This window comes from Amycolatopsis viridis (assembly GCF_011758765.1).
GTDB classification, from domain to species: Bacteria; Actinomycetota; Actinomycetes; order Mycobacteriales; family Pseudonocardiaceae; genus Amycolatopsis_E; species Amycolatopsis_E viridis.
Genome location: NZ_JAANOU010000001.1, coordinates 4,361,979 through 4,384,255, shown reverse-complemented (window position 1 = coordinate 4,384,255; position 22,277 = coordinate 4,361,979). Strand labels below are relative to the sequence as shown.

Genomic DNA, 22,277 nt, shown 5'->3' with positions numbered 1-22,277 from the left:
CGGCGGGCTTTCACATGGACGAACCCGGCGCGGCTGCGCCATCGGTGGTGTGTCCGCGTCCCAGGAAGGGGGCGACCCGAATTCACGTCGCCCGATTGCGGACTGTGATCAGGCTACCTGAAGACCGGAGTGGCCTTCACGTCAGCCCCGCCCGCTCCCGCAGGCCGGCGGCCGTCTCCTCGGTCTCCACCTGCAATCCTCGTGCCGCGAACCACCCGGCGATGTTGCGGACGTCACGATCGAGGAACTCGGTTCCCCGCGGATTCGCCACTACGTCGACGACCTGTGGCAGATCGATCAGCACGATCCGGCCGTCGCGGACGAGGATGTTGTAGGCCGACAGGTCGCCGTGCGCGAGCCCGTCCGACGCCAGGACGTCGAGCGCCCCGAGTGTCTGGAACCACAGGACGCGTAGTTCGTCCGGCCCGGGCCGCAGCTGTGCCAGGCGCGGCGCCGCGGTGCCGTCGGCGTCACCGACGAACTCCAGCAGCAGTTCCGTGCCGTCCCGCTGCACCGGGTACGGCACCGGCGCGCCGATCGTCCACAACCGACTGAGCGCGGCGAACTCGGCGGCCGCCCACTGCTCGGCGATGAGGTTGCGGCCGAACGAGGTTCGCTGCGCCATGGCCCGGGTCTCCCGGGACCGGCGCATGCGCCGGCCTTCGAGGTAGCCCGAGTCGCGGTGGAACTGGCGGTGCTCGCTGGAGCGGTAACGCTTCGCGGCGAGCAGGCAGTCCGTGCCGCCGCCGGGCAGGCCCCGGCGCAGCAGGTGCACGTCGGCTTCCTTGCCGGTCTTGAGGACACCGAGCTCGGTGTCGACGGCGGCCAGGTCGGTGACCACCCACACCGGGTGCGGGCGTGGTCCGTGCTCGGCGCTGTCCCAGGTGGAGTAGCGGTCGGCGCCGCCCGGGATCTCGGGCTCGGCGTAGGCGTCCTCGCGCAGGCGGGCGAGCCGCTCCCGTTCGCCCTCGGTGAGGCGGCCGCGGCGGACGGGGTTGATCTCGTCGTCGAACCGGGAACGTCGGCGACGGGGCGTGAAGTCTTCGAAATCGTGCTGGCGCACTGGTGGGTCTCCTGGATGAGGTGCCCCACCGGCGCCGGGATCAGGCGGGTGGGGCGGGACGGGCGGTGAGGACAGTGCAGGCGGTGACGGCACAGCCCAGGACAACGACGGACACGACGCACCTCCTCCGCTCACCACCGGGCCCAGCGCACCGGCGTGGGCATGATCCTGCCCGCGGCGCAACCGCGGCCGCAACCGATTTTGTCGGGCACACTGACGGACGTGCGTGTCATCGTGATCGGCTCCGGGATCGCCGGGTCGAGTACCGCCCACCAGCTCGCCCGTCGCGGCGCCGAGGTGGTCGTGGTCGACGCCGGCCGCGAGAGGGTGGCGACGTCCGCCGGTGCGGGGATCGTGTGCCCGTGGGCCAGCCGCCGGGGCGACGACGAGTACCGGCTCGCCGCGTCCGCGGCGGCGTACTACCCGGAACTGCTCGGCCAGCTGGCCGAGGACGGCGCGGAGGACACCTCGTTCGAGGTCGTCGGCGGCATGGTGGTGTCGGCCGACGAGGCCGAACTGGACGAGGCGTACCGCCGGGTCGGCGAGCGTGCCGCCGGCCAGCCGGCCGCGGGCGAGGTCACCCGGCTCGATCCCGCGCAGGCGAGCGAGCTCTTCCCGGTCCTGGCGCCCGAGCTGGCCGCCGTGCACGTCTCCGGCGGCGGCCGCGTGGACGGGCGGCGCCTCCGGCAGGCACTGCTCGGCGCCGCGGTGAGGCGGGGCGCGCGGATCGTCGCGGGAGCGGCCGAGCTGACGCCACGCGGCGTGCGGGTCGCCGGTGAGGAACTGGCCGCGGACCGGGTCGTCGTGGCGGCGGGCGCGTGGACCAGCGAGCTGGTGCCGTCGGTGCCGGTGGCGCCGCAGCGCGGCCAGATCAGCCACTTCGAGCTGCCCGGGGTGGACACCGCGCGCTGGCCGGTGGTGCTGCCGGTGTCCAGCCACTATCTGCTGGCCTTCCCCGGTTCCCGCGTCGTGGCGGGCGCCACCCGCGAGACCGGTTCCGGGTTCGACCACCGGATCACCGCGGCGGGCCAGCGGGAGGTGCTCGACCACGCGCTGACCGTCGCGCCCGGGCTGGCGGAGGCAACGCTGCTGGAAACGCGGATCGGGTTCCGGCCGGCCTCGCCGGACGGCCTGCCGCTGCTCGGCCCGCTCGAGGATCGCCCGGACGTGCTGCTCGCCACCGGCTTCGGTCCCGGTGGGCTCACCGTGGGACCGTTCGCCGGACGGCTCGTCGCCGGCCTCGCGCTGGGCGAGGAGGTGCCGGTGGACCTGGCGCCCTACCGGCCGGAGCGGTTCACCGGTCGGTGATCAGCTCCAGTTCCTGCTCGCCGACCCGGTCCAGGGTGATGCCGGCGCGCTCGGCGGTGCCGATCAGCCCTTCCACCGTGGCGGGTTCGCGCCCGGCGGTCGCCAGCGCGGCGGCGAGCTTTCCCTTGTACGCCTTGTTGAAGTGGCTGATGGTCTGACCGCTGGCCGAGACCACGCGGACGGTGATCGCGTGCGGGACGCGAGCCAGCGCGGCGTACGCGCCGGAACGCAGATCCACGACCAGACCGTCCACTTCGGCCAGTGCGGGTTCGAGCACCGGGCGCCACAGCGACCGCAGGCTGCCCAGCGCGGGCAGTGCGGTGCCGCCGGAGAGCCGGTAGGCCGGGATGCGGTCGGTGCCGCGGACGACACCGAACAACGCCGAGGCGACGGCGAGCCGGCGATCCGCCTTCGCCCGGGCGGCCGACCGCAGCGAGCCGTACCCGAGTGCGTCGTAGAGCACCCCGGTGTACCGCTCGAGCGCGGGCAGGGTGGGCGCGGCCCACAGCTCGGCGTTGCGCGCCACCTCGTCCACCTGCCTCGCTGACAAACCGAGCACCTTCCGGCTTTCCGGAACGCTCCCCGCCAGGTCCGTCAGCGCGTCGGCCAGCTTGCGGCGCAGCGGGTTCAGGTCGGGAAACGACAGCGCGCCGAGATCCAGCGGCGGCCCGTCCCCACCGGCGGCCTTGGTCTCCGACGGAGGCAGCAGCACCAGCACGGCAGCAGGGTAACGCGCGGCGGGTCACCCGGTCAGCGGACGGTCAGCCGACGGTCAGTGCACCCGGCGAAGCTCACCTCATCCGAGACGACGAGGAGAGCGACCATGAGCAAGACCGTGCTGATCTCCGGTGCCGGCATCGCCGGGCCGTCCGTGGCCTTCTGGCTGAACCGCCTTGGCTACTCGACCACCGTGGTGGAACGGGCACCCGCGCTGCGCGAGGGCGGGCAGGCCGTGGACTTCCGCGGTGAGCAGATGGAGATCCTGCGCCGCATGGGGTTGCTGGAGGAGGTCCGGGCGCGGCGGACGTCGATGGGGGAGCAGCACATCCTCGACGCGTCCGGGAACCGCATCGCGAGCCTGCCGGCAGCGATGATCAGCGGTGAGGTCGAGATCCAGCGCGGCGACCTGGGCCGCGTGCTGTACGAGGCGACCCGTGCCGACACGGAGTACGTCTTCGGCGACTGGATCACGGCGCTGACCGACACCGGATCCGCGGTCGAGGTGGCTTTTGCGCACGGCGCGCCGCGCACCGTGGACCTGGTCGTCGGTGCCGACGGCCTGCATTCGGCGGTGCGGGCACTGACGTTCGGGCCGGAGTCACGGTTCCGGACGGACATGGGTTACGTCTACGCCGGGTGCAGCGCGCCGAACCACCTGCGCCTCGACCACACCGGGCTGATCTACAACGTGCCCGGCCGGGGCGTGACGTACGCGGCGCAGGACCCGGACGGCCCCGCGAGCGTCGGTTTCGTGTTCGCCGTGAACGGGCCGAGCTACGACCGCAAGGACGAGGCCCAGCTGAAGCGGCTCATCACCGAGGTCTACGCCGGGGTCGGCTGGGAGGTGCCGCGGCTGCTGGCCGCCCTCCGCGAGGCGGACGACCTGTACTTCGACGAGCTCGCGCACATCCGTCTGCCTGCGTACACGAGCGGCCGGGTCGCTCTGGTCGGTGACGCGGGCTGGGGCGTCGGACCGGGCGGCAGCGGCACCGGCCTGGCGATGATGGCCGCGCACGTGCTCGCCGGGGAGCTGGCGGCGGCGGGCGGGGACCACACCGTCGCGTTCCCGCGGTACGAGTCGGAGGTGCGCCCGGCCGCCGAGGCGGGCGCCAAGCAGGCCAAGGGCACCGGTCCGTTCCTCGCACCCCGGACGGCGCGGGGGCTGTGGGTGCGGAACCAGTCGCACCGCCTGCTGACCACCCGGTTGTTCTCCGGGGTCTTCGACAAGATGACCGTGAAGGCGGCCAACACCCTCCGGCTGAAGGACTACGGCCTCTGAGGCCACGGCCGCGCGGGAGCGGGGAGGATCACCGCGCTTCGTGCGGCGTGCGGTCCGCGGCAGCGGTCAGCCGGGCGAGGACTTCGTCGTACGGCATCTCCGCGCCGCGCTCGTAGGCGGCGGCGAATGCGTCCGTACCGAGCAGCTGCTGGCACCGCGCCGCCACCGCCGCCACGTCCTGGTCGCCCCGCCGGGCCGCGCCACGCAGTGCGACAGCCATCCCCAGCTGCTCGGCAGCCGCGTCCGGATCCCCGTCGAGCAACGTGGTCCCCGCGAGCCCTTCCAGCGCGTCGGCGATGTTCGACCGGAAGTGCTGCGCCAGGGCGATCCCGAGCGCCCGCCGGTGCCGCGCCCGGGCATCGGTCAGGTCGCCCGTGGCCTCGGCGAGACGGCCGAGCGCGGTCAGCGTCTGGGCGCTGGCCGCGCCGCTCTGCCAGTCCGCGCCCAGCCCGCGCAGCGCGCGTTCGTACCGCGCCTGCGCCGGCGCGAAGTCGCCGCGGCGGCGCGCCAGATCGCCGAACCCGCGCTCGGCCAGCGCGAGCAGCGTCGAGGCACCGGCCCGCCGCGCCAGCTCCGCGCCGCTCTGGTAGCCGGCTTCCGCGTCACTCAGGTCGCCGGCGCGCAGCAGGCGGTCGGCTCGCCGCAGCGTCAGCTCGGCCAGCTCCTCCGTCGCGTTGAGTTCGCCGAGCAGGCCGATCGCCTCGTCCACCAGCGCCAGCGCCCGGTCCCGGTCCCCGCGCAGGTCCGCGAGCTCGCCGAGCCCGTCGAGCACTTGCGCCGCACCCCACCGGTCGCCGACCGTGCGGAACGACTCCAGCGCCTGGTGGAAGGTCTGCTCGGCGCCCGCGATGTCCCCGTTGAACAGCTGGAGGTAGCTGAGGGAGAAGTCCCGCAGCGCGCCGAACCAGGGATCGGCATCGCCCGACATCGCCAGCTCCAGCTCGGTCGGCTGGCGCGCGGGCGCCGGTGGCCCGGCGAACAACGCCCAGTAGACCAGCAGGTACGGCTGTCGCACCGGCCAGCGCAGCGAGCTCATGATCGAATCCGCCCGGCGCAGGTGCTCGTCCAGCCCGGGCGGCTCCGCGGGCGCCGCGTTGAGCACGGCCAGTGTGTATTCCTCCGTGAGCTCCCCGGCCTCCGTGAGCGGCTCGGGGCCGAGGTTGGCGAGCAGGCGCACCGCCAGCGGAGCGATCTCCGTCCGTACACCCTGCAGGCGCCAGTACGACGACAGTGCCCCGACCAGCTGCAGTGCCAGCGTCGTGTCCGCCTCGACCGCCCAGCGCAGAGCGGCGTTCAGGTTCGCCCGCTCCGCGGTCAGCCGCGCGAGCCACTCGACCTGCTCGCTGCGGCGCAGGTGCGGGTCGGCGGTCCGGGCTAGCGCGAGGAAGTACCCCGCGTGCGCGCGGGCGAGCTCTTCGCGTTCGCCCGATTCGTCCAGAAGCTCCGTACTGAACGCCCGGATCGTCTCCAGCATCCGGTACCGGTCCCCGGAGAACTCCACGAGAGACTTGTCGACAAGGCTGTCGAGAAGGTCCTCGGCGTCCGCTTCGGACAGTCCACAAACGCCCGCGACGGCATCCGCGGTCGCGCCGCCCGCGAAGACAGCGAACCGCCGTGCCAGGTCCCGTTCGTCCGGTTCGAGGAGGTCCCAGCTCCAGCCGACCACCGCGCGCAACGTCTGGTGCCGCGGTGCGGCGGTGCGGCTGCCCTTCGACAACAGGCGGAACCGGTCGCCGAGCCGGGACTCGAGCTGGTCCAGCGGCAGGGTCCGCAGGCGGGCCGCGGCCAGCTCGATCGCCAGCGGCAACCCGTCGAGCGCGGCGCAGATCCGCAGCACCTGTGGTGCGGTCTGGTCGTCGAGCCGGAACCCGGGCCGCACTGCCGCTGCGCGCTCGGCGAACAGCCGCACCGACTCGTAGCCGAGAGCCTCGTCCGCGGCCGTGCCCGGCGGCGGCGACGCCAGCGGCGGCACCGGGCACAACGCCTCACCGGTGATGCCCAGCGGTTCCCGGCTGGTGGCGAGCACCCGCAGCCCGGGGCCGGCCGCGAGCAGCCGGTGGACGAGCTTGGCGGCGCCGGTGATGACGTGCTCGCAGTTGTCGAAGATCAGCAGTACGCGACGGTCGGCCAGGGCCACCTCCGCGCGCTCGACCGGATCCGGCGCGGCCGCGGCGGGGAACATCCCGGTCTCCCGCAGGCCGAGCGCGGTGAGGACGGCCTGGGCGACCTCGGTGCCGCTCGCGACGGGCGCCAGGTCCACGAAGCACACGTCGCCGTCGGCGTGGCTGCCGGCCTCGACGGCCAGCCGCGTCTTCCCCGCGCCACCGGGACCGGTGAGCGTGACCAGGCGGTTGTCCGCCAGCAGAGCGGCGATCCGAGCCAGTTCCGGTTCCCGGCCGACGAAGCTGGTGAGCTGGGCGGGGAGTTTCCGTGGTTCCGGCACCGGTTCGGCGCGCAGCACCGCGAGGTGGGCGGCGGCGAGTTCCGGCGACGGGTCGGCGCCCAGCTCCTCGGCGAGCGCGCGGCGTGCGTCCGCGAAGACGGTGAGCGCCTCGGCCTGGCGCCCGTCGGCCGCGAGCGCGCGGATGAGCAGGACCCGCGGGCGCTCGCGGAGGGGGTGGGCGGCGCACAGCGCGGTCAGCTCGTCGATCACGCCGCGGGACTCGCCGAGGGCCAGGTCGGCTTCCGCACGGTCCTCGATCGCCGCGGTGCGCAGCTCGTCCAGCCGGACGGCCTGCGCTCCGGCGAAGGGCGCGTCGCGGACGTCGGCCAGCGCCGGGCCGCGCCACAGTGCGAGGGCCTCATCCAGGAGCCGCGCGGCACGGGTGTGGTCGCCGGCGGCGAGGGCTTTCCGGCCCGCCACGGCGAGCTGGGTGAAGCGGTGGACGTCGACGCGGTCCGGGTCGACCGCGAGCCGGTAGCCGGCCGGGTGGGACTCGATGCGCGCTTCGTCGCCGAGCTTGCGGCGCAGCCGGGACACCTGTGCCTGGAGCGCGTTGGCCGCGTCGCGCGGCGGGTCGTCGCCGTAGAGGCCCTCGACGAGCCGCCCGGTGCCGACGACGCGACCCGCGTCGAGCAGCAGGAGCGCGAGGAGGGACCGGGGTCGTGGCCCGCCGAGGGCCACCGGGTTTCCGGCCGCGGAGCGCACCTCGACCGGACCCAGGACGGCGAACCACACCCCGTGATTGTGGCCCATGGCGCCTCGGACGGGGTGAGGCTGTGCCGGGCTTCGCGGGCCGCTGCTTTACTTCACGTATGGAACCTGGGCCGCTGACGATTTCCTACGCCGTGGCTTCCGACGTCGGGCAGCGACGCGAAGCGAACGAGGACTCGGTCTACACCAGTCCGCGTCTGCTGGCGGTCGCCGACGGGATGGGCGGCCACGTCGCCGGTGAGGTCGCGAGTTCGGGCGCGGTCGCCGCGATCGCCGCCCTGGACGAGCGCGTGGCGGCCGAGTCGGCGAAGGTCGACCTGGAGGCGCTGGCCGGTGCGGTGTCCGATGCGGGGCGCCGGTTGCGGGCGCTCGTCGAGGAGGACAGCCGGCTGCAGGGCATGGGGACCACGCTGACGGTCCTGGCGTGGAACGGTGATTCGTTCGCCGTGGCGCACGTGGGTGATTCCCGCGCGTACCGGCTGCGCGAGGGCGAGCTGGTGCAGGTGACGCGGGACCACACGGTGGTGCAGGAGCTGGTGGACCAGGGGCGGATCTCGCCGGAACTGGCGATGAACCACCCGCAGCGGTCGGTGCTGACGCGGGCCCTGCAGGGCGCCGGGGAGCCGGAGCCGGATCTGTTCGTGCTGGACGCCCGGGCCGGCGACCGGTACCTGATCTGTTCGGACGGCCTGTCGGACGTCGCGTCACCCGACCAGCTCAGCGAGGTCCTGAGCACCGTGCCCGAACCCGACGAAGCGGTGCGGCGGCTGGTGGAGCTCGCCAACGCGGGCGGCGGACCGGACAACATCAGCTGCGTCGTCGCCGACGTCCGGGACTGACACCACGCGGCCGGCGGCCGCGTCGCGGGTGCCGGCGGATCTCCCTGCCCGGCGGCGTACCGGCCCGGTGCGCCTGGCGGTTTGGCGCTCGGTGCGGACACTGCCGTCGCTGGAGTGCCGGCCCGCAGATCTGCGGGTGACCGTGGTGCCGACCCGTCCAGCTGAGCGCGGGAGCGACGGGTCGCCGGCTCGGTGGGCGGGGGACGACAACGTTGATCTGGATGCTGAGCGGCGGTCGGCGGCGAGTGCGGTCGATGCAGCACCCCCGGCCGGGCCCCTGGCGGCCGGAGTGTGCGCCCGGCGTCCGGCCGTGTCGGTTGTGCGCTGCCTGGCGGGCGCCTCCCCGGTGGGGCTGCCGGTGCGCGGAGTGATCAGGAAAACGGGTTCACCGGCGGGGCGATCGGGCGGTACGGTCGGGGTCATGGCCTCACCGGAAGCGCTGGTTTCCGCGCTGGCGGATCCCGAACGCCTGATGCTCTTCGCCAGGATCTGCACGGAGCCCGACGGCCTGCCCGGCGACGACCGGCGCACGGCGAAGCTCGCGAACCGGCTCGTCTCAGCTGGGCTCGTCACCCTTGCCGAGGGTCGCTACCGGCCCGTCCCCGAAGCCTTCCGCGATGCGCTGGCGAGGCGACCGGCCGATCCGCTCGATGCGCTGTTCCGCCGCGGACGGCTCACGGCGATCCCACGGCCGGGCAAGCTGCGTCGAGCCCTGCTCACGGAACTCGCCGGAAAGTTCGAGCCGGGCCGGATCTACACGGAGCGCGAGGTTCGCGAGAAGCTCGCGCCCATCCACGACGACCACGCCGCGCTCCGCCGTTTCCTCGTTGACGAAGGTTTGCTCCAGCGCAGCAACGACGGCCGCGCCTACGGACGCCCTGCCGAGGCACGCCCGGCAGCCGACGGGTCGTTCGCCGGGGCGTGAGGCGGCGGCCGGTCCGCTGGGGTGTGAGCATGGGCTCGGTTGGTTTGCCGGCGCGTGGCCGTGGGGCGGGCTGGTTCGCTGAGGGTGATTGCAGATCGGGCTCGTTCGTCGGGAGTGGCCGTGGGGCGGTGCGGCCTGCCGGGTGTGGCTCGAGGATGGGCTGGTGGGTGTGGTTCCCGGTTGCGCTGGTTCGCCCGGGGGATTCCAGAGTGGGCTGGTTCGCCGGGGCGTGGTCCGAGGTGCGCCGGTCCGTTCGGGCGTGACCTGGGCGGGCTGGTTCGAAGCCCCTCCCTCGGTCGCCGGATCCTTCGCACGCGGCCGGCGGACCGGAGCGCGGTGTTCACCAGCTCAGGGCGCCATGCTCGATCCTCCTTCCTGTCGTAGGGTTCTCGCCATGATCGTCGCCGACCCGGACCGCCTGTGCCCCCGACCGCAACTCGTCCGGTCCGAGTGGTTCGAACTGGACGGCACCTGGGGCTTCGCGTTCGACGATGACGACCGCGGCCTCGCCGACCGGTGGTTCGCCGAGCCGGAACCGTTCGACCGGACGATCACCGTGCCGTACCCGCCGGAATCGGAGCTCTCCGGCGTGCGTGCGACCGAACCGCACGCCGTCGTCTGGTACCGGCGCGAGTTCGACGCGCCGTCGATCCCGCACGGACACCGCCTGGTCCTGCACTTCGCCGCGGTCGACTACGCGGCATCCGTGTGGATCAACGGAAATCCGGTCGGCGGCCACGAAGGTGGGCAGACACCGTTCTCCTTCGACATCACTCCGGCGTTGCGGGCGGACGGTCCGCAGGTCGTCGTCCTGCGGGCGGAGGACCGGCCGGACGAAGGCACTCAGCCCAGGGGCAAGCAGGACTGGCATCCCGAGCCGCACGACATCTGGTACCACCGCACCACCGGAATCTGGCAGCCGGTGTGGGCGGAAGTGGTGCCCGACCTGCATTTGCGTGAACTGCACTGGACGCCCGAGATCAGCCGGGCATCCGTCGTCTGCGAGGGCGAGCTCTCCGTGGCACCCGCGGAAGCCGTCACGATTCGCGTGGCGTTGCGGCTCGGCGACGAAATCCTGGCCGAACAGGCCGTGCGGGTCGACCGGCGGCGGTTCCGGTTCGATGTCGCCGTACCCGCGCTGCGGCACGGACAGGATCGGCACCGGCTGCTGTGGTCTCCGGAGAACCCCGTGCTGGTGGACGCCGCAGTCGAACTGCACGTCGCCGAAGCGCCCACCGATACGGTGTCGAGCTATCTCGGTCTGCGTGATGTCGGTGCGGCTGATGGTCGTTTCCTCCTCAATCACCTCCCGTACTACCCGCGGATGGTTCTGGAACAGGGCTACTGGCCCCAGTCGCACCTCGCCGCGCCGGACGCGGTCGCGGTGCGCCGGGAGGTCGAGCTCGTCAAGGAGCTGGGCTTCACCGGTGTCCGGGTGCACCAGAAGGCCGAGGACCCCCGGTTCCTCTACTGGTGCGACCGGCTCGGATTGCTGGTCTGGGGTGAGACCGCGAACGCCTACGAGTTCGCTCCGGAAGCCGTCGAGCGGTTCACCCGGGAATGGCTGGAGATCCTGCGCCGCGACCGCAGCCATCCCTGCATCGTCACCTGGGTACCGGTCAACGAGAGCTGGGGCGTCCCGGACATCGCCATGGACCGGGCCCAAGCTCACTTCGCGCGATCCCTCTACCACCTCACCAAGAGCGTCGATCCGAGCCGGCCGGTGATCGGCAACGACGGCTGGGAGATCCCCGAAGCCGACATCGTCGGTGTGCACGACTACGCCCCCGCGGGCGCCTCACTGTCCACTCGCTACGGTGATCCCGACGCCGTGCACGACACCGTGACCAACGGACGGCCCGGCGGTCGTCGCCTCCTGCTCGACGCCGCCGCACCCGGCCGCCCGGTCATGCTGACCGAGTTCGGTGGCCTGTCCTACGTGCCCGCCGAGGACGAGAAGTGGTTCGGCTACGCCACCGTGACGGATGACGAAGACCTGGTCGCCCGCCTGGAGCAGCTCGTCACCACCGTCCTCGCCTCGCCCGCGCTCGCCGGCTTCTGCTACACCCAGCTGACCGACACCGAGCAGGAACGCAACGGTCTGCTCACCGCGGACCGGACGCCGAAGGTCGATCCGGCCCGGATCCGGGCGATCCTCACCCGCCCCGCGGCGGCCATCCCGCCCGAGGAGCTCAACCCCTTCCGTGAGCGCACTTGACCAGCGAGGCGACCACGGCAGCGGTTGACGCGGGGCCGGCCTCTTCCCAGCCGCCGTCACCGGCCGGCACGCCGTGCCCGCGCCGCCAGGGCGACACTCCACGCGGCGCAGGCCCTCGCGGCTCCGCGGAGCACCTGGGCCGGCGCGGGGGTGCCCTGCCGCGGACAGCACCCCTGCGGGCGCCAGGTCGGCTCTATCACCCGCCGGCGCCGATGAGCGCGTTGTCCGAGGTCGAGTGCTGCGGATCCGGGCTGTGGTCCCTGCCCCTCGCAACCGAAGCGACCCGCGTTCCCGCCGGTGCCCCCGGCTTCCTCGGCCAGTTCCTCGAACGTGCACGCTCGCACCTTCACAGGCAGCGAGGCCAGGACGACGACCGTTGACCGGCCGCGAGAGCGGCAACGAGCTGCCCGAACACGCGTGAGGATCCGCGGGCGCGACGTGTGCCCGCGCCGCGCCCGCGGACGGGAACCGCGGATGCGGATCCCGGACCGGTCGCCGCTCGGACTCACGTCCCCAGGAGCGAGCGGACAACTGGTCTCGTCTGCGGGACTCCGGGCTAGTAGTCCCAGATCTGGATGGCGCGCACCACGAACGGTGCCTGCGGTACGAACGTCCCGTGGCCCGGGTACGTGCTGAAGTCGCCCTCTGTGGAGCAGTCCTCGCCCTGGTACACGGTCACTTCGCGGTCCAGCCGGTTGACGAACGAGCGCGTGGCCCCGCCGAGCGGGATGCATTCGCCGGGATTGGCCGTGCGGAGGTCGAGGAACTGCACCGTGCCGGCGTAGAGCCCTCCGGACCAGGCGCAGAATTCGCCCTGCTCGCAGCCGTTGGGAATGGCCGGAGCGGTTTCCGCTTCGGCGATTCCTCCGGTGGTCAGCAATCCGAGCGCGGCCAGAACGAGCGCCTTGGGCAGGTACGCGCGAACTTTCCCAAACATTTCTCATCTCCCCTGTGAGGTGCCTGTGGTTGCCGCCCTTGGCGGTTCCGGGTTCCACAGTGGCGTGTCCCGGCGATCTTGTCAGCGGGCATTTCTACTTCTGTGGATAAGTAGTTCCCGTTAACTCGATCGGGGCCCCGGGACGCACTTGTCCACAGGTGCGGAAACTGGTTCTTGCCGAAGGGAAGATTTCTCTGCTATTTGGCGGGCCCCGTGGAACCGCGCACCACCAGCTCGACGTCCAATGTGGTCGCCGCCGGCGCGCGATGGCCCGCGAGCAGGCGCAGGGCCAGCTCCCCGGCCAGTTGCCCCTTGCGCACCAGGTCCTGCCGCACGGTCGTCAACGGCGGATCCGACCAGGCGGCCGGTGGGGTGTCGTCGAACCCGACGACGGACAGGTCCCGGGGCACCCGCAGGCCGCGTCGCCGCGCGACGGCGAGCGCGGCCAGTGCCAGTTCGTCGGACATGCACAGCATCGCGGTCGGCTCGTCGTCGAGCAGGCGGGCCGCGCCAGGCATCGCCGCGTCGCGGGACACCCCGGACACCTCCCAGATCGGCACTGCACCCGGGTCGATGCCGGCCGCCCCCAGCGCCTCCAGGTAACCGGCGAGCCGCTCCCGGTTGTCCCGGAACCGGCTCCGCGCGGCTTCGGCGGCCGTCAGGGGACCGCCCCGGGGTTCGGACAGGCACTGCGCGGACAGGATCGCGAACCGCCGGTGTCCCAGTTCCAGCAGGTGCCGGGCTGCGGCCGTCGCGCCGCCACGATCGTCGGTCGACACCCGCGCGGCACCGGGCACGATCGGCTGGTCGATCACCACCAGCGGCAGCCCGCGTTGCTTGACCGCTCGCAGCGCCGGTGCGTTGTCCGCCAGGGAGTAGGCCACCGCGAGATCCGCCTGGGCTGCGAGCACCCGGTCGGCGCGCGGCCCGCCATCGTGCCCGCCGGGCAGGAGGAGGAGCGCGTGACCTTCCCGGTCGACCCGGCTCGCCAGCGCGTCGAGGGTGATCGACAGCGCCGGATCGGAGAAGGCCGCCGACAACCCGGTGTCGAGCATGAACGCGATCGCGCCGGTGCGCTGGGTCGCCAGGCTCCGCGCGACGGGGTTGGGACCCGCGTAGCCGAGGCGCTTCGCGACCCGCAGTACCTCGTTGCGCAGGTCGGCGGAGAGCTGGTCGGGCCGGTTGTACGCGTTGGACACGGTCGCCCGCGAGACACCCACGGCGGTGGCGACGTCGTCCAGCGTCGGGCGCCGCCGACGGGTACCGGTCATGCGCGGGAGTGTAGACGGACCCGGAACCCGGTTGACCTTCTGAAGCGCTTAAGTCATTGTGGGAGAGGTGATCGGGATCAGCGACCGGGTAGCGGTGTTCGTCGTGTTCGCGCTCAACGGCGCGGTCTACGGATCGTGGGCACCGCGGGTGCCCGCGCTCGCCGACCAGGCCGGCGCCGGCCCCGGCACGCTGGGGCTGGCGCTGCTCGGCGGCACCGCCGGGCTTCTGCTGGCGGCCCCGTTGTCCGGGCGCTGGTCGGAGCGGTTCGGGGCACGCCGCGTGATGATCGCCTCGACGCTGCTGAGCTGCGCCGTGCTGGCGGTGACCGGGCTCGTCGGGTCGGTCGCGTGGCTCGCGATCGCCCTGTTCGGGCTCGGCTTCGCGAGCGGCGCGCTGGACGTGGCGATGAACGTCGGCGGGGTCGCCGTGGAGCGGCGCCGCGGCACGGCGATCATGCCGGTGTTCCACGCGGGATTCAGCTTCGGCGGCCTGGTCGCGTCGGCCGCCGCCGGGCTCGCCGCGGCCCGCCACTGGTCAACCGACCGGCACTTCCTCGTAGCCGCGGTCGTGGCCGCGCTCGTGCTGGTCCTCGTCCACCGCGGTCTGCCCCGATCGGCTCCTCGTGTGGAGCGGCGGGTGGGCCAGCCCCGCACGGCCCCGGCCCGCCGTCCGGTGCTGTGGTTGCTCGCCGCGGTCCCGCTGTGTTCCGCCGTCGCCGAGGGGGCCAGCTCGGACTGGTCGGCGTTGCTGCTGGTGACCGAGCACGGCACGGGGCAGGGTGCGGCCGCGCTGGCCTTCACCGCGTTCTCCCTCGCCATGGCGGTGACCCGTCTGGGCAGCGCGTGGATGCAGCGCCGCTTCGGCGCCACCCGCACCCTGGTGGCCGGCGCCGTCGTGGCCGGGGCGGGGTTGCTGACCTCGGCCGTCGTGCCGGCCGCGGGTCCGGCCTTCGCCGGGTTCGTCCTGGCCGGCACCGGGCTCGCCGCGGCGTTCCCGGTCGCGCTGAGCCTCGCCGGTGCGGCCGGTAAGCGGGCCGACGGCAGCGGCGGGGAACGCGAGATCGCGTTCGTCACCACCGTCGCGTACACCGGTTTCCTGGCCGGCCCGCCGCTGATCGGCGGACTCGCTCAGGTGACCTCGTTGTCCGCTTCGTTTGTGCTGGTCGCGGTTCTGGCGGCGTTGATCGCTCCGGCCGCGGCGGGGGCGAGTCGCGCACGTCACCGCGAACGGGCGGCTGCTGAGCTGCCCGTGTGAGGCGGGCCTACCCTCGACACGTGCCCTCCGAAGTTTCCGAGCCCGCGACCTCCCGCCGGGCGAGTGTTCTCCCGCTGCTGCTGGTGTGCGGGTTGCTGGCGGCGGTGGTGGCCGTCGCGCTGCTCGCGTTGTCGGGCGGCGCCACGTACCAGATCGTGGGCCTGCCCGACCCCGGCCTCGTGACGCAGTACGGCGTCGGCGTGGTGCGGGTGCTCGCCGACGCCGCCTCGGTGGTGTGCGTGGGGTCGCTGCTGCTGGCGACGTTCCTGGTGCCGCCGCAGAAGTCCGGAATCCTGGACCGGGACGGGTACGCCGCCCTGCGCACCGCCGGGGCCGCGGCGTGGGTGTGGTTCTTCGCGGCGCTCGCCTCGGTCCTGTTCACCGCAGCGGACGCGGCGGGCAAGCCGGTCACCGAGCTGTTCTCGCCGCAGGTCCTGCTCGACCTCGTCGACGCGATCGAACAGCCCAAGGCCTGGCTGTGGACCGCGGGTATCGCGCTGCTGCTGGTGCTCGGCTGCCGCCTCGCCCTGTCCTGGGGATGGACCGCGGTGCTGTTCGGGGTGTCCCTCGCCGGGCTCGTCCCGGTCGCGGTGACCGGGCACTCCGCGAGCGGTGGCTCCCACGACCTCGCCACGAACAGCCTGCTCTACCACCTGGTGGCCGCGTCGCTGTGGGTCGGCGGCCTGGTCGCGCTGCTCGCCCTCGGCTGGCGGCGCGGCGATCACCTGGCGCTCGCCGCGCGCCGGTTCTCGTGGCTCGCCCTGGTGTGCTGGATCGTGATGGCGGTGTCCGGCGTGATCAACGCGCTGGTCCGGCTGCCGCTGTCCGATTTGTTCACCACCGAGTACGGCCTGCTCGTCGTGGCCAAGGTCGTTGCCCTGCTCGTGCTCGGGGTGTTCGGCCAGCAACAACGTTCCCGCGGTGTGCGGGCGGTGGTCGAGGGCCAGGGCGGTGGGCAGCTGCTGCGCCTGGCCGCGATCGAGGTGCTGATCATGTTCGTCACGATCGGCATCGCCACCGCGCTGGGCCGCACCCCGCCGCCGCAGGAAGCCGTGCAGCCCTCGACGACGGAACTGCTCATCGGCTACAACCTGCCGGGCCCGCCCACCGTGCTGCGGCTGCTGTTCGACTGGCGGTTCGACCTGGTCTTCGGCACCGCGGCGATCGTGCTGGCGGTGTCGTACCTGGCGGGCGTGCGGCGGCTGCGGCGCAAGGGGGTCGCATGGCCCGCGGGCCGGACGGCCGCGTGGCTCGGCGGGTGCTTCGTGTTGCTGATCGCCACGTCGTCCGGCATCGGGCGCTACTCGCCGGCGATGTTCAGCGTGCACATGGGCAGTCACATGCTCCTGTCGATGGTCGCGCCGGTGCTGTTCGTGCTGGGCGGCCCGGTGACCCTCGCGCTGCGGGCGCTGCCGGTGGCCGGCCGGGACGCCCCGCCGGGTCCGCGGGAATGGCTGCTCGCCGCAGTGCATTCGCCGATCTCGCGCGTGCTCACCCATCCGGTCGTCGCGCTGGTTCTGTTCGTCGGCTCGTTCTACGTTCTGTACTTCTCCGGCCTGTTCGGCGCGGCGCTGAACTACCACTGGGCGCACCTTCTGATGAACGTCCACTTCCTCCTCACCGGGTACGTCTTCTACTGGCCGGTGATCGGGGTGGACCAGGCGCCGCGGCGGCTGCCGCACCTCGGACGGCTCGGCATGATGTTCGCCGCCATGCCCTTCCACGCCTTCTTCGGCGTGATCCTGATGTCGAAGCAGACCGTCATCGGCGACAACTTCTACCGGGCGCTGCACCTGCCGTGGGTGTCCGATCTGCTGGCCGACCAGCGGCTGGGCGGCGGGATCGCGTGGGCGTCGGGCGAGGTGCCCGCGCTGCTGGTGCTGATCGCGCTGCTGCTGCAGTGGGCACGCGCCGACGCGCGGGAGGCGAAGCGGAAGGACCGCCGGGAGGAGGCCAGCGGGGAGCAGGAGCTGGCGGCCTACAACGCGATGCTCAAGCAGATGGCGGACCAGGGCAAGCCGCGCTCGTAGCACGACGCTGCGACAGTTTCGCCGACGTCGCCGGTTTTCCCGGCGAGTTGTCCACATCGCTCGAAATCATCCACAGATTTCCATCGATTTTGCGCGCTTCCTTCCGATCGTGCGTTTCCGGGGCACCCTGGTGAGAGGCCGGGAACGACGAGGAAGGGAGCACGGCGATGGCGATCGGGGAGATGACGGTGACCGTGGTGGGCACGATGACCAGCGACGTCACGGTCGAGCGGGTGGGACGGGACGGGCACGACCTGGCGATCTTCCGGGCGCGCAGCGACGAGCGCCGGTTCGACCGGCACAGACCGGAATGGGGGCCGGGCAGGCGGTTCTCGGTGCGGGTCGTCTGCCGGCGGGGCCCGGCGTCTTCGGTGGCAAGCGCGCTGCGCCGGGGCGATCCGGTCGTGGTCCACGGCCGGCTGCGCGGCGGCGATGCGGAGACCGGCGCGGCTCGTGCTCAACTCGAACTCGAGGCTTTCGCGATCGGACCCAAGCTCGCCCACTGCGACGTCTCCCTGCGGCGGCCGCCACGACCCGAACCCGTTGTGCCGTCCGGGATCCCGTCGTGGGACCCTTCCGGCGCCACCGTCGACGCCCTGGCGAACGGGTCGGTACGTGCGCCGCGGCCGGCTCTCGCCGCGCCGGGCGGAGGCCTGGGCCCGTGACGCCTCCGGTGCTTGACGGTGACCGAGGGTTGACTCTGCGTCGCGGGATGGTGACCGGCGTTCGGTCGTGGCCGGCGCGGCTCTACGATCGTGGGCATGGCCGAGTTCATCTACACCATGAAAAAGGTGCGCAAGACCGTCGGGGACAAGGTCATCCTCGACGATGTCAGCACCGCGTTCTACCCGGGCGCCAAGATCGGCGTCGTGGGTCCGAACGGTGCCGGCAAGTCCACCGTGCTGAAGATCATGGCGGGACTCGATCAGCCGAGCAACGGAGAGGCGTTCCTCCAGCCGGGTGCGACCGTCGGGATCCTCCAGCAGGAACCGCCCCTCAACGAGGACAAGACGGTGCGCGGCAACGTCGAGGAGGGGCTCGGCGAGATCAAGGTGAAGCTCGACCGCTTCAACGAGATCGCCGAGCTGCTGGCCACTGACTACAGCGACGAGCTGATGGAGGAGATGGGCCGGCTCCAGGAGGATCTCGACCACGCCGACGCGTGGGAGCTGGACTCGCAGCTCGAGCAGGCGATGGACGCGTTGCGGTGCCCGCCGCCGGACGAGCCGGTGACGCACCTGTCCGGTGGTGAGCGCCGCCGGGTGGCGCTGTGCAAGCTGCTGCTGTCCAAGCCGGATCTGCTGCTGCTCGACGAGCCCACCAACCACCTGGACGCGGAGAGCGTGCTGTGGCTGGAGCAGTTCCTGGCCACCTACCCCGGCGCCGTCCTCGCGGTCACCCACGACCGGTACTTCCTGGACAACGTCGCGCAATGGATCATGGAGCTCGACCGTGGCCGCGTCGTCGGCTACGAGGGCAACTACTCCACGTACCTGGAGAAGAAGCGGGAACGCCTCGAGGTCCAGGGCAAGAAGGACGCCAAGCTCGCCAAGCGCCTGAAGAACGAGCTGGAGTGGGTGCGGTCGAACGCCAAGGCGCGCCAGACCAAGTCGCGGGCCCGTCTCGACCGCTACGAGGAGATGGCCGCGGAGGCCGAGCGCACCCGCAAGCTGGACTTCGAGGAGATCCAGATCCCGCCGGGACCCCGGCTGGGCAGTGTGGTCGTCGAGGTCTCGCACCTGAAGAAGGGCTTCGAGGATCGCGTCCTGATCGACGACCTGTCCTTCACGCTGCCGCGCAACGGCATCGTCGGTGTGATCGGGCCGAACGGTGTCGGCAAGACGACCCTGTTCAAGACGATCGTCGGGCTGGAGAAGCCGGACGACGGCGAGGTCAAGATCGGCGAGACCGTCAAGCTGTCCTATGTGGACCAGAACCGTGCCGGGATCGACCCGGCCAAGACGGTGTGGGAGGTGGTGTCCGACGGGCTCGACTACATCAACGTCGGGCAGACCGAAATGCCGTCGCGGGCGTACGTCAGCGCGTTCGGGTTCAAGGGCCCGGACCAGCAGAAGCCCTCGGGTGTGCTCTCCGGTGGCGAGCGCAACCGGCTGAACCTGGCCCTGACCCTCAAGCAGGGCGGGAACCTGATCCTGCTGGACGAGCCGACGAACGACCTGGACGTGGAGACCCTGGGCTCGCTGGAGAACGCGCTGGAGCAGTTCCCCGGCTGTGCCGTGGTCATCTCGCACGACCGGTGGTTCCTGGACCGCGTCGCGACCCACATCCTCGCGTGGGAGGGCACGGACGAGAACCCGGCCAAGTGGTTCTGGTTCGAGGGCAACTTCGAAGGCTACGAGAAGAACAAGGTGGAGCGGCTGGGGCCGGACGCGGCCCGGCCGCACCGGGTGACGCACCGCAAGCTGACACGCGACTGAGCGGGTGAGCCCGTGCTAGCACGCTCGAGCCGACACGGAAGCGGAGTCCTCTTGGCAGCCACCCACCACAGCCGGCCGCGCCTCCAGGGCGGTGGCCGGAGCACGGAGATCGCGGCGGTCGAGCACCTGCTCGACCAGGCCGCCGACTTCGAGGTGCGTGCACCCGAACTGACGCTCGTGCTCGGTGAGCGGGCCGCGGCTCTGGCCGAGACTGCCGGGACGGAGGAGCTGTGGGTCCGGGGTGAGGGGCTCGCGGTGTCCGCCCGGGTGCGGCTCGGTCTCCGGGCACCGACGGTGGGCCGGGCCGTGGCCGCTCTGCGTGCTGCGGAGGAGACGGGGCAGACGACCCTGGCCGCGCAGCTGCGCACCGACCTCGCGATCTGCGCCCGCAGCGTCGGCGCACCCTTGACGGGGCTCGCCGCGTTGCGACCGGTGCTGGACGCGCCGGAGTTCGGTGGTGTCCGCAAGGCGGCGGCGTTGAGCCAGCTGGTCGGCTGCCTGTCGCAGTTCGGGCGCAAACCCGAACTGGACCGGACACTGGCGGAGGCCGACCGGTTGTGCGGCGTCGACGAAGACCTGGACGGCGACGGCCGCCTGCTGGCGCGCTCGTTGCTGCGGGTTGCGGTGGCGGCGCACCGTCGCCGGCACGGGGACGTCATCGGTGCCGCCGACGCGGCGCGGACCGGGCTCGGTTTCCTCGATCAGCTCGAGGATGCGCAGCACGACGGTGGGGTGGTGCGGATCCGGTTGGTGTTGCAGCTCGTGTGCGCACTACTGGATCGCGGTGACGGCGCGAACGCGCTGGAGATCGCGCAGCCGTTGCTCGACGAGCCGGCGCGGGCGGCGTCCGTCGCTCCGGCGGGGTGGCTGCGGATGGCGGTCGCCACCCGCGTGCTGCTGCCCGCCGGGAGTGTGGAGGCAGCCGCGCGGATGCTGCGTGACGCCGTGCACGCCACCGAGCGGCACGAGCTGTACGCGCTGACGGCGCGGCTGTGGACGGAGCTGGCGCACGTGGAGGAGCGTCTCGGCCGCTACGCCGAGGCGATCGAGTGCCTCCAACTGGCACGGGCCGCCGAGCACGTGCACGCGCGGGCCCGGCGTCAAGCGGTGGGCCTGCTGGCGGGCGAGTTCGGTGGCGGCGGGCACGCCGAGGTCGACCTGGACCTCGTGCTGGGTTCGGCGTCCGGGAGTGCGACGGCTTCGGTCTCGGTCGCGCCGCTCTCCGTGCCCGAGCCGAAGGTCGTGGCGAGCCGGGAACCGGGTGCCGAGGTGGAAGCAGCGGCGTCCGGGCCCCAGGAGGCGGTGGAGACCGCGGCAGGCGGACGGTCCCGGTGGGCCCTGGCACCCGAGCCCGCTGACGAGCGTGCGGCGCAGGAGCCATCGACGGAGGCCGTGCACCCGGCGCGCCCGGCCGAGAGCGCGGTGGTCGAGCAGGCCCGGCGGATGGACGTACCCGGGACAGCGCGCGCGGGCGAGGCGCGGCGTCACCGGTCGGACGTCGTCGCGGAGGTCCCCCGGCCCGGGATACCGGCCGCACGAGCAGAGCACGCCGCGGAAGCCGTGCCGTCGGCACCGGGCGGCCGCCGGCGAGCGGACGAGCGGCAGCAATCCGCGGAATCGGTCGCCTCGGCCGACGCAGACCCGGGATCCGGCGCACGGGTGCCCCGGAAGACCCGGCACGATGCGGAGCACGGGTCCGTCGCGGCGCGGAGTGTGCTGGACCGGCTCGGCGTCAGCGGCGGCGCGGGCGGGGGCCGCCGCCGGGCAGCCGGTTCCGGAGAGCCGGAGCGGCCGGAATCCCGTGGCCGCCGCCGTGCCGAGGACGACGGCCAGGAAGCCGCGGCGCGCACCGAAAGCGCCCGGTCCGCTGCCCACGACGAGCTGAGCCGTGGTCTGACCGCCCCGGCGAGCGACGAGACCACCGGCCGTGACGGGCCGGGCGCGGCGGTCCCAGTGCGGGAGGAGGCGTCGTTCGGGCCTGCCGGGCATGATGAGGCCGACCTCGGAGCCGCCCGGCGGGAAGCAGCCGATGGGGAGTCGAGCCGGCTTGGTGCTGAGGCGCATCCGGGTTCCGAGGGGCGTGCGGCGACGGGCGCCGCGGACAGCGCTGAGCCGCGCAGGCACCTCGCCGCGGCGCAGGCGAACTGGGAGCCGACGGGACGGGTCGAATCCATTCTGGACTTCCTCGGGCGCGGACAGGCCGCGCGGGAAGCCGGCGATGCGCGTGCCTCGCACGGGCGGGGCAGCCCCTCGGCCGTCGAGTCCTGGTTGAGTGCGGACGCCGAGCCGGTCGGCCGCGCCGAGGTGTCTCCGCTGCGCAAGGACGAGCCGGAGGGGAAGACCCGCGGCACGACCGAGCCCGCGCCGGGCATGCCGGTCATCGACAACTGGTTGCCGCGGCTGCGGCTGCCACCGTCGCTGGCACCGTGGGACGAGTCCGGGGATTCGGACACCGGAACGACCACCGGCGCGTCCGGCACCCCGTTCACGAGCGCACCCGTGCTCCGGGACGACGATCTCGGCGAACCGTTCGGCCGTGAGCTGTCCGGGGTGCCCGACGACGACCTGCCCGAGGACGCGGGCCTCGCCGACCTGCTTGCCCGCGCCCTCGCGGAACACCAGGCCGGCACGGCCAGTGCGGCGGCACTCGTGAAGCGACTCGGTAACCAATCGGTGTCCGAGCCGCGGCCCGTCAACGGTTACGGGCGCAACGGAGCGGAGCCCGGGAACGGCCGCCACCGCGGCGACCGCTGACCCGCGCCGCTACCCGGCTTGCGGTGCTGCTGGGGCGGCCGCGAAGCCGGATCGGTGGTGGCGGCGCGGCGCCGAGCCGGTGGCAC

General features: G+C 72.8%; 15 protein-coding genes. 10 read left to right on the top strand and 5 right to left on the bottom strand.

Annotated elements, in window-relative coordinates; translation table 11 throughout:
* Positions 1-136 precede the first annotated feature (136 nt).
* Positions 137-1,063, bottom strand: coding sequence for a serine protein kinase RIO (locus FHX46_RS21665; RefSeq protein ID WP_167118127.1), 927 nt, complete (start codon positions 1,061-1,063; stop codon positions 137-139).
* Positions 1,064-1,285: 222 nt separating this feature from the next.
* On the opposite strand from FHX46_RS21665, the gene FHX46_RS21660 reads away from it, so the two are divergent.
* On the top strand, positions 1,286-2,371 hold the full coding sequence (locus tag FHX46_RS21660; protein ID WP_167118124.1) for an NAD(P)/FAD-dependent oxidoreductase: 1,086 nt from the start codon (positions 1,286-1,288) through the stop codon (positions 2,369-2,371).
* Here the strand turns inward: FHX46_RS21660 and FHX46_RS21655 are convergent.
* Positions 2,358-3,089: a YaaA family protein gene (locus FHX46_RS21655; protein WP_167118122.1), complete on the bottom strand. Its 732-nt coding sequence runs from the start codon at positions 3,087-3,089 to the stop codon at positions 2,358-2,360. The two genes, FHX46_RS21660 and FHX46_RS21655, sit on opposite strands and share 14 nt — an antisense overlap.
* A gap of 105 nt (positions 3,090-3,194) precedes the next feature.
* On the opposite strand from FHX46_RS21655, the gene FHX46_RS21650 reads away from it, so the two are divergent.
* Complete coding sequence (locus tag FHX46_RS21650; RefSeq protein WP_208400229.1) at positions 3,195-4,370, top strand: FAD-dependent monooxygenase; 1,176 nt, start codon at positions 3,195-3,197, stop codon at positions 4,368-4,370.
* A 28-nt stretch (positions 4,371-4,398) separates the two neighbouring features.
* On the opposite strand, the gene FHX46_RS21645 is transcribed toward FHX46_RS21650, so the two are convergent.
* Positions 4,399-7,548, bottom strand: coding sequence for a BTAD domain-containing putative transcriptional regulator (locus tag FHX46_RS21645; protein WP_449224095.1), 3,150 nt, complete (start codon positions 7,546-7,548; stop codon positions 4,399-4,401).
* Positions 7,549-7,625: 77 nt separating this feature from the next.
* On the opposite strand from FHX46_RS21645, the gene FHX46_RS21640 reads away from it, so the two are divergent.
* The 3 genes from FHX46_RS21640 (at position 7,626) to FHX46_RS21630 (ending at position 11,506) form a co-directional block, all read left to right on the top strand.
* Positions 7,626-8,363 (top strand): PP2C family protein-serine/threonine phosphatase, encoded by a 738-nt coding sequence (locus tag FHX46_RS21640; protein WP_167118117.1) that lies wholly within the window; start codon positions 7,626-7,628, stop codon positions 8,361-8,363.
* 421 nt (positions 8,364-8,784) lie between these two features.
* Positions 8,785-9,288, top strand: a complete 504-nt coding sequence (locus tag FHX46_RS21635; RefSeq protein ID WP_167118114.1) for a DUF2087 domain-containing protein — start codon at positions 8,785-8,787, stop codon at positions 9,286-9,288.
* A gap of 394 nt (positions 9,289-9,682) precedes the next feature.
* Entirely contained in the window at positions 9,683-11,506 is a 1,824-nt protein-coding gene (locus tag FHX46_RS21630; RefSeq protein WP_167118111.1) for a glycoside hydrolase family 2 protein, read from the top strand.
* 556 nt (positions 11,507-12,062) lie between these two features.
* On the opposite strand, the gene FHX46_RS21625 is transcribed toward FHX46_RS21630, so the two are convergent.
* Complete coding sequence (locus FHX46_RS21625; protein WP_167118108.1) at positions 12,063-12,443, bottom strand: peptidase inhibitor family I36 protein; 381 nt, start codon at positions 12,441-12,443, stop codon at positions 12,063-12,065.
* A gap of 197 nt (positions 12,444-12,640) precedes the next feature.
* Complete coding sequence (locus FHX46_RS21620; RefSeq protein ID WP_167118105.1) at positions 12,641-13,714, bottom strand: LacI family DNA-binding transcriptional regulator; 1,074 nt, start codon at positions 13,712-13,714, stop codon at positions 12,641-12,643.
* 76 nt (positions 13,715-13,790) lie between these two features.
* Between FHX46_RS21620 and FHX46_RS21615 the strand changes: the two genes are divergently transcribed.
* The 5 genes from FHX46_RS21615 to FHX46_RS21595 all read left to right on the top strand — a co-directional run bounded on the left by FHX46_RS21615 (position 13,791) and on the right by FHX46_RS21595 (position 22,191).
* The gene (locus FHX46_RS21615) at positions 13,791-14,969 is read left to right on the top strand and encodes an MFS transporter (protein WP_167121607.1); all 1,179 of its coding nucleotides are present in this window, start codon (positions 13,791-13,793) and stop codon (positions 14,967-14,969) included.
* A 20-nt stretch (positions 14,970-14,989) separates the two neighbouring features.
* Positions 14,990-16,999, top strand: a complete 2,010-nt coding sequence (locus FHX46_RS21610) for a cytochrome c oxidase assembly protein (protein WP_167118102.1) — start codon at positions 14,990-14,992, stop codon at positions 16,997-16,999.
* Positions 17,000-17,166: 167 nt separating this feature from the next.
* Complete coding sequence (locus tag FHX46_RS21605; RefSeq protein ID WP_167118099.1) at positions 17,167-17,664, top strand: single-stranded DNA-binding protein; 498 nt, start codon at positions 17,167-17,169, stop codon at positions 17,662-17,664.
* 96 nt (positions 17,665-17,760) lie between these two features.
* Entirely contained in the window at positions 17,761-19,437 is a 1,677-nt protein-coding gene (gene ettA, locus FHX46_RS21600) for an energy-dependent translational throttle protein EttA (RefSeq protein ID WP_167118096.1), read from the top strand.
* Between the two features lie 51 nt (positions 19,438-19,488).
* Complete coding sequence (locus tag FHX46_RS21595) at positions 19,489-22,191, top strand: hypothetical protein (RefSeq protein WP_243871322.1); 2,703 nt, start codon at positions 19,489-19,491, stop codon at positions 22,189-22,191.
* The last annotated feature ends 86 nt before the right edge of the window (positions 22,192-22,277 follow it).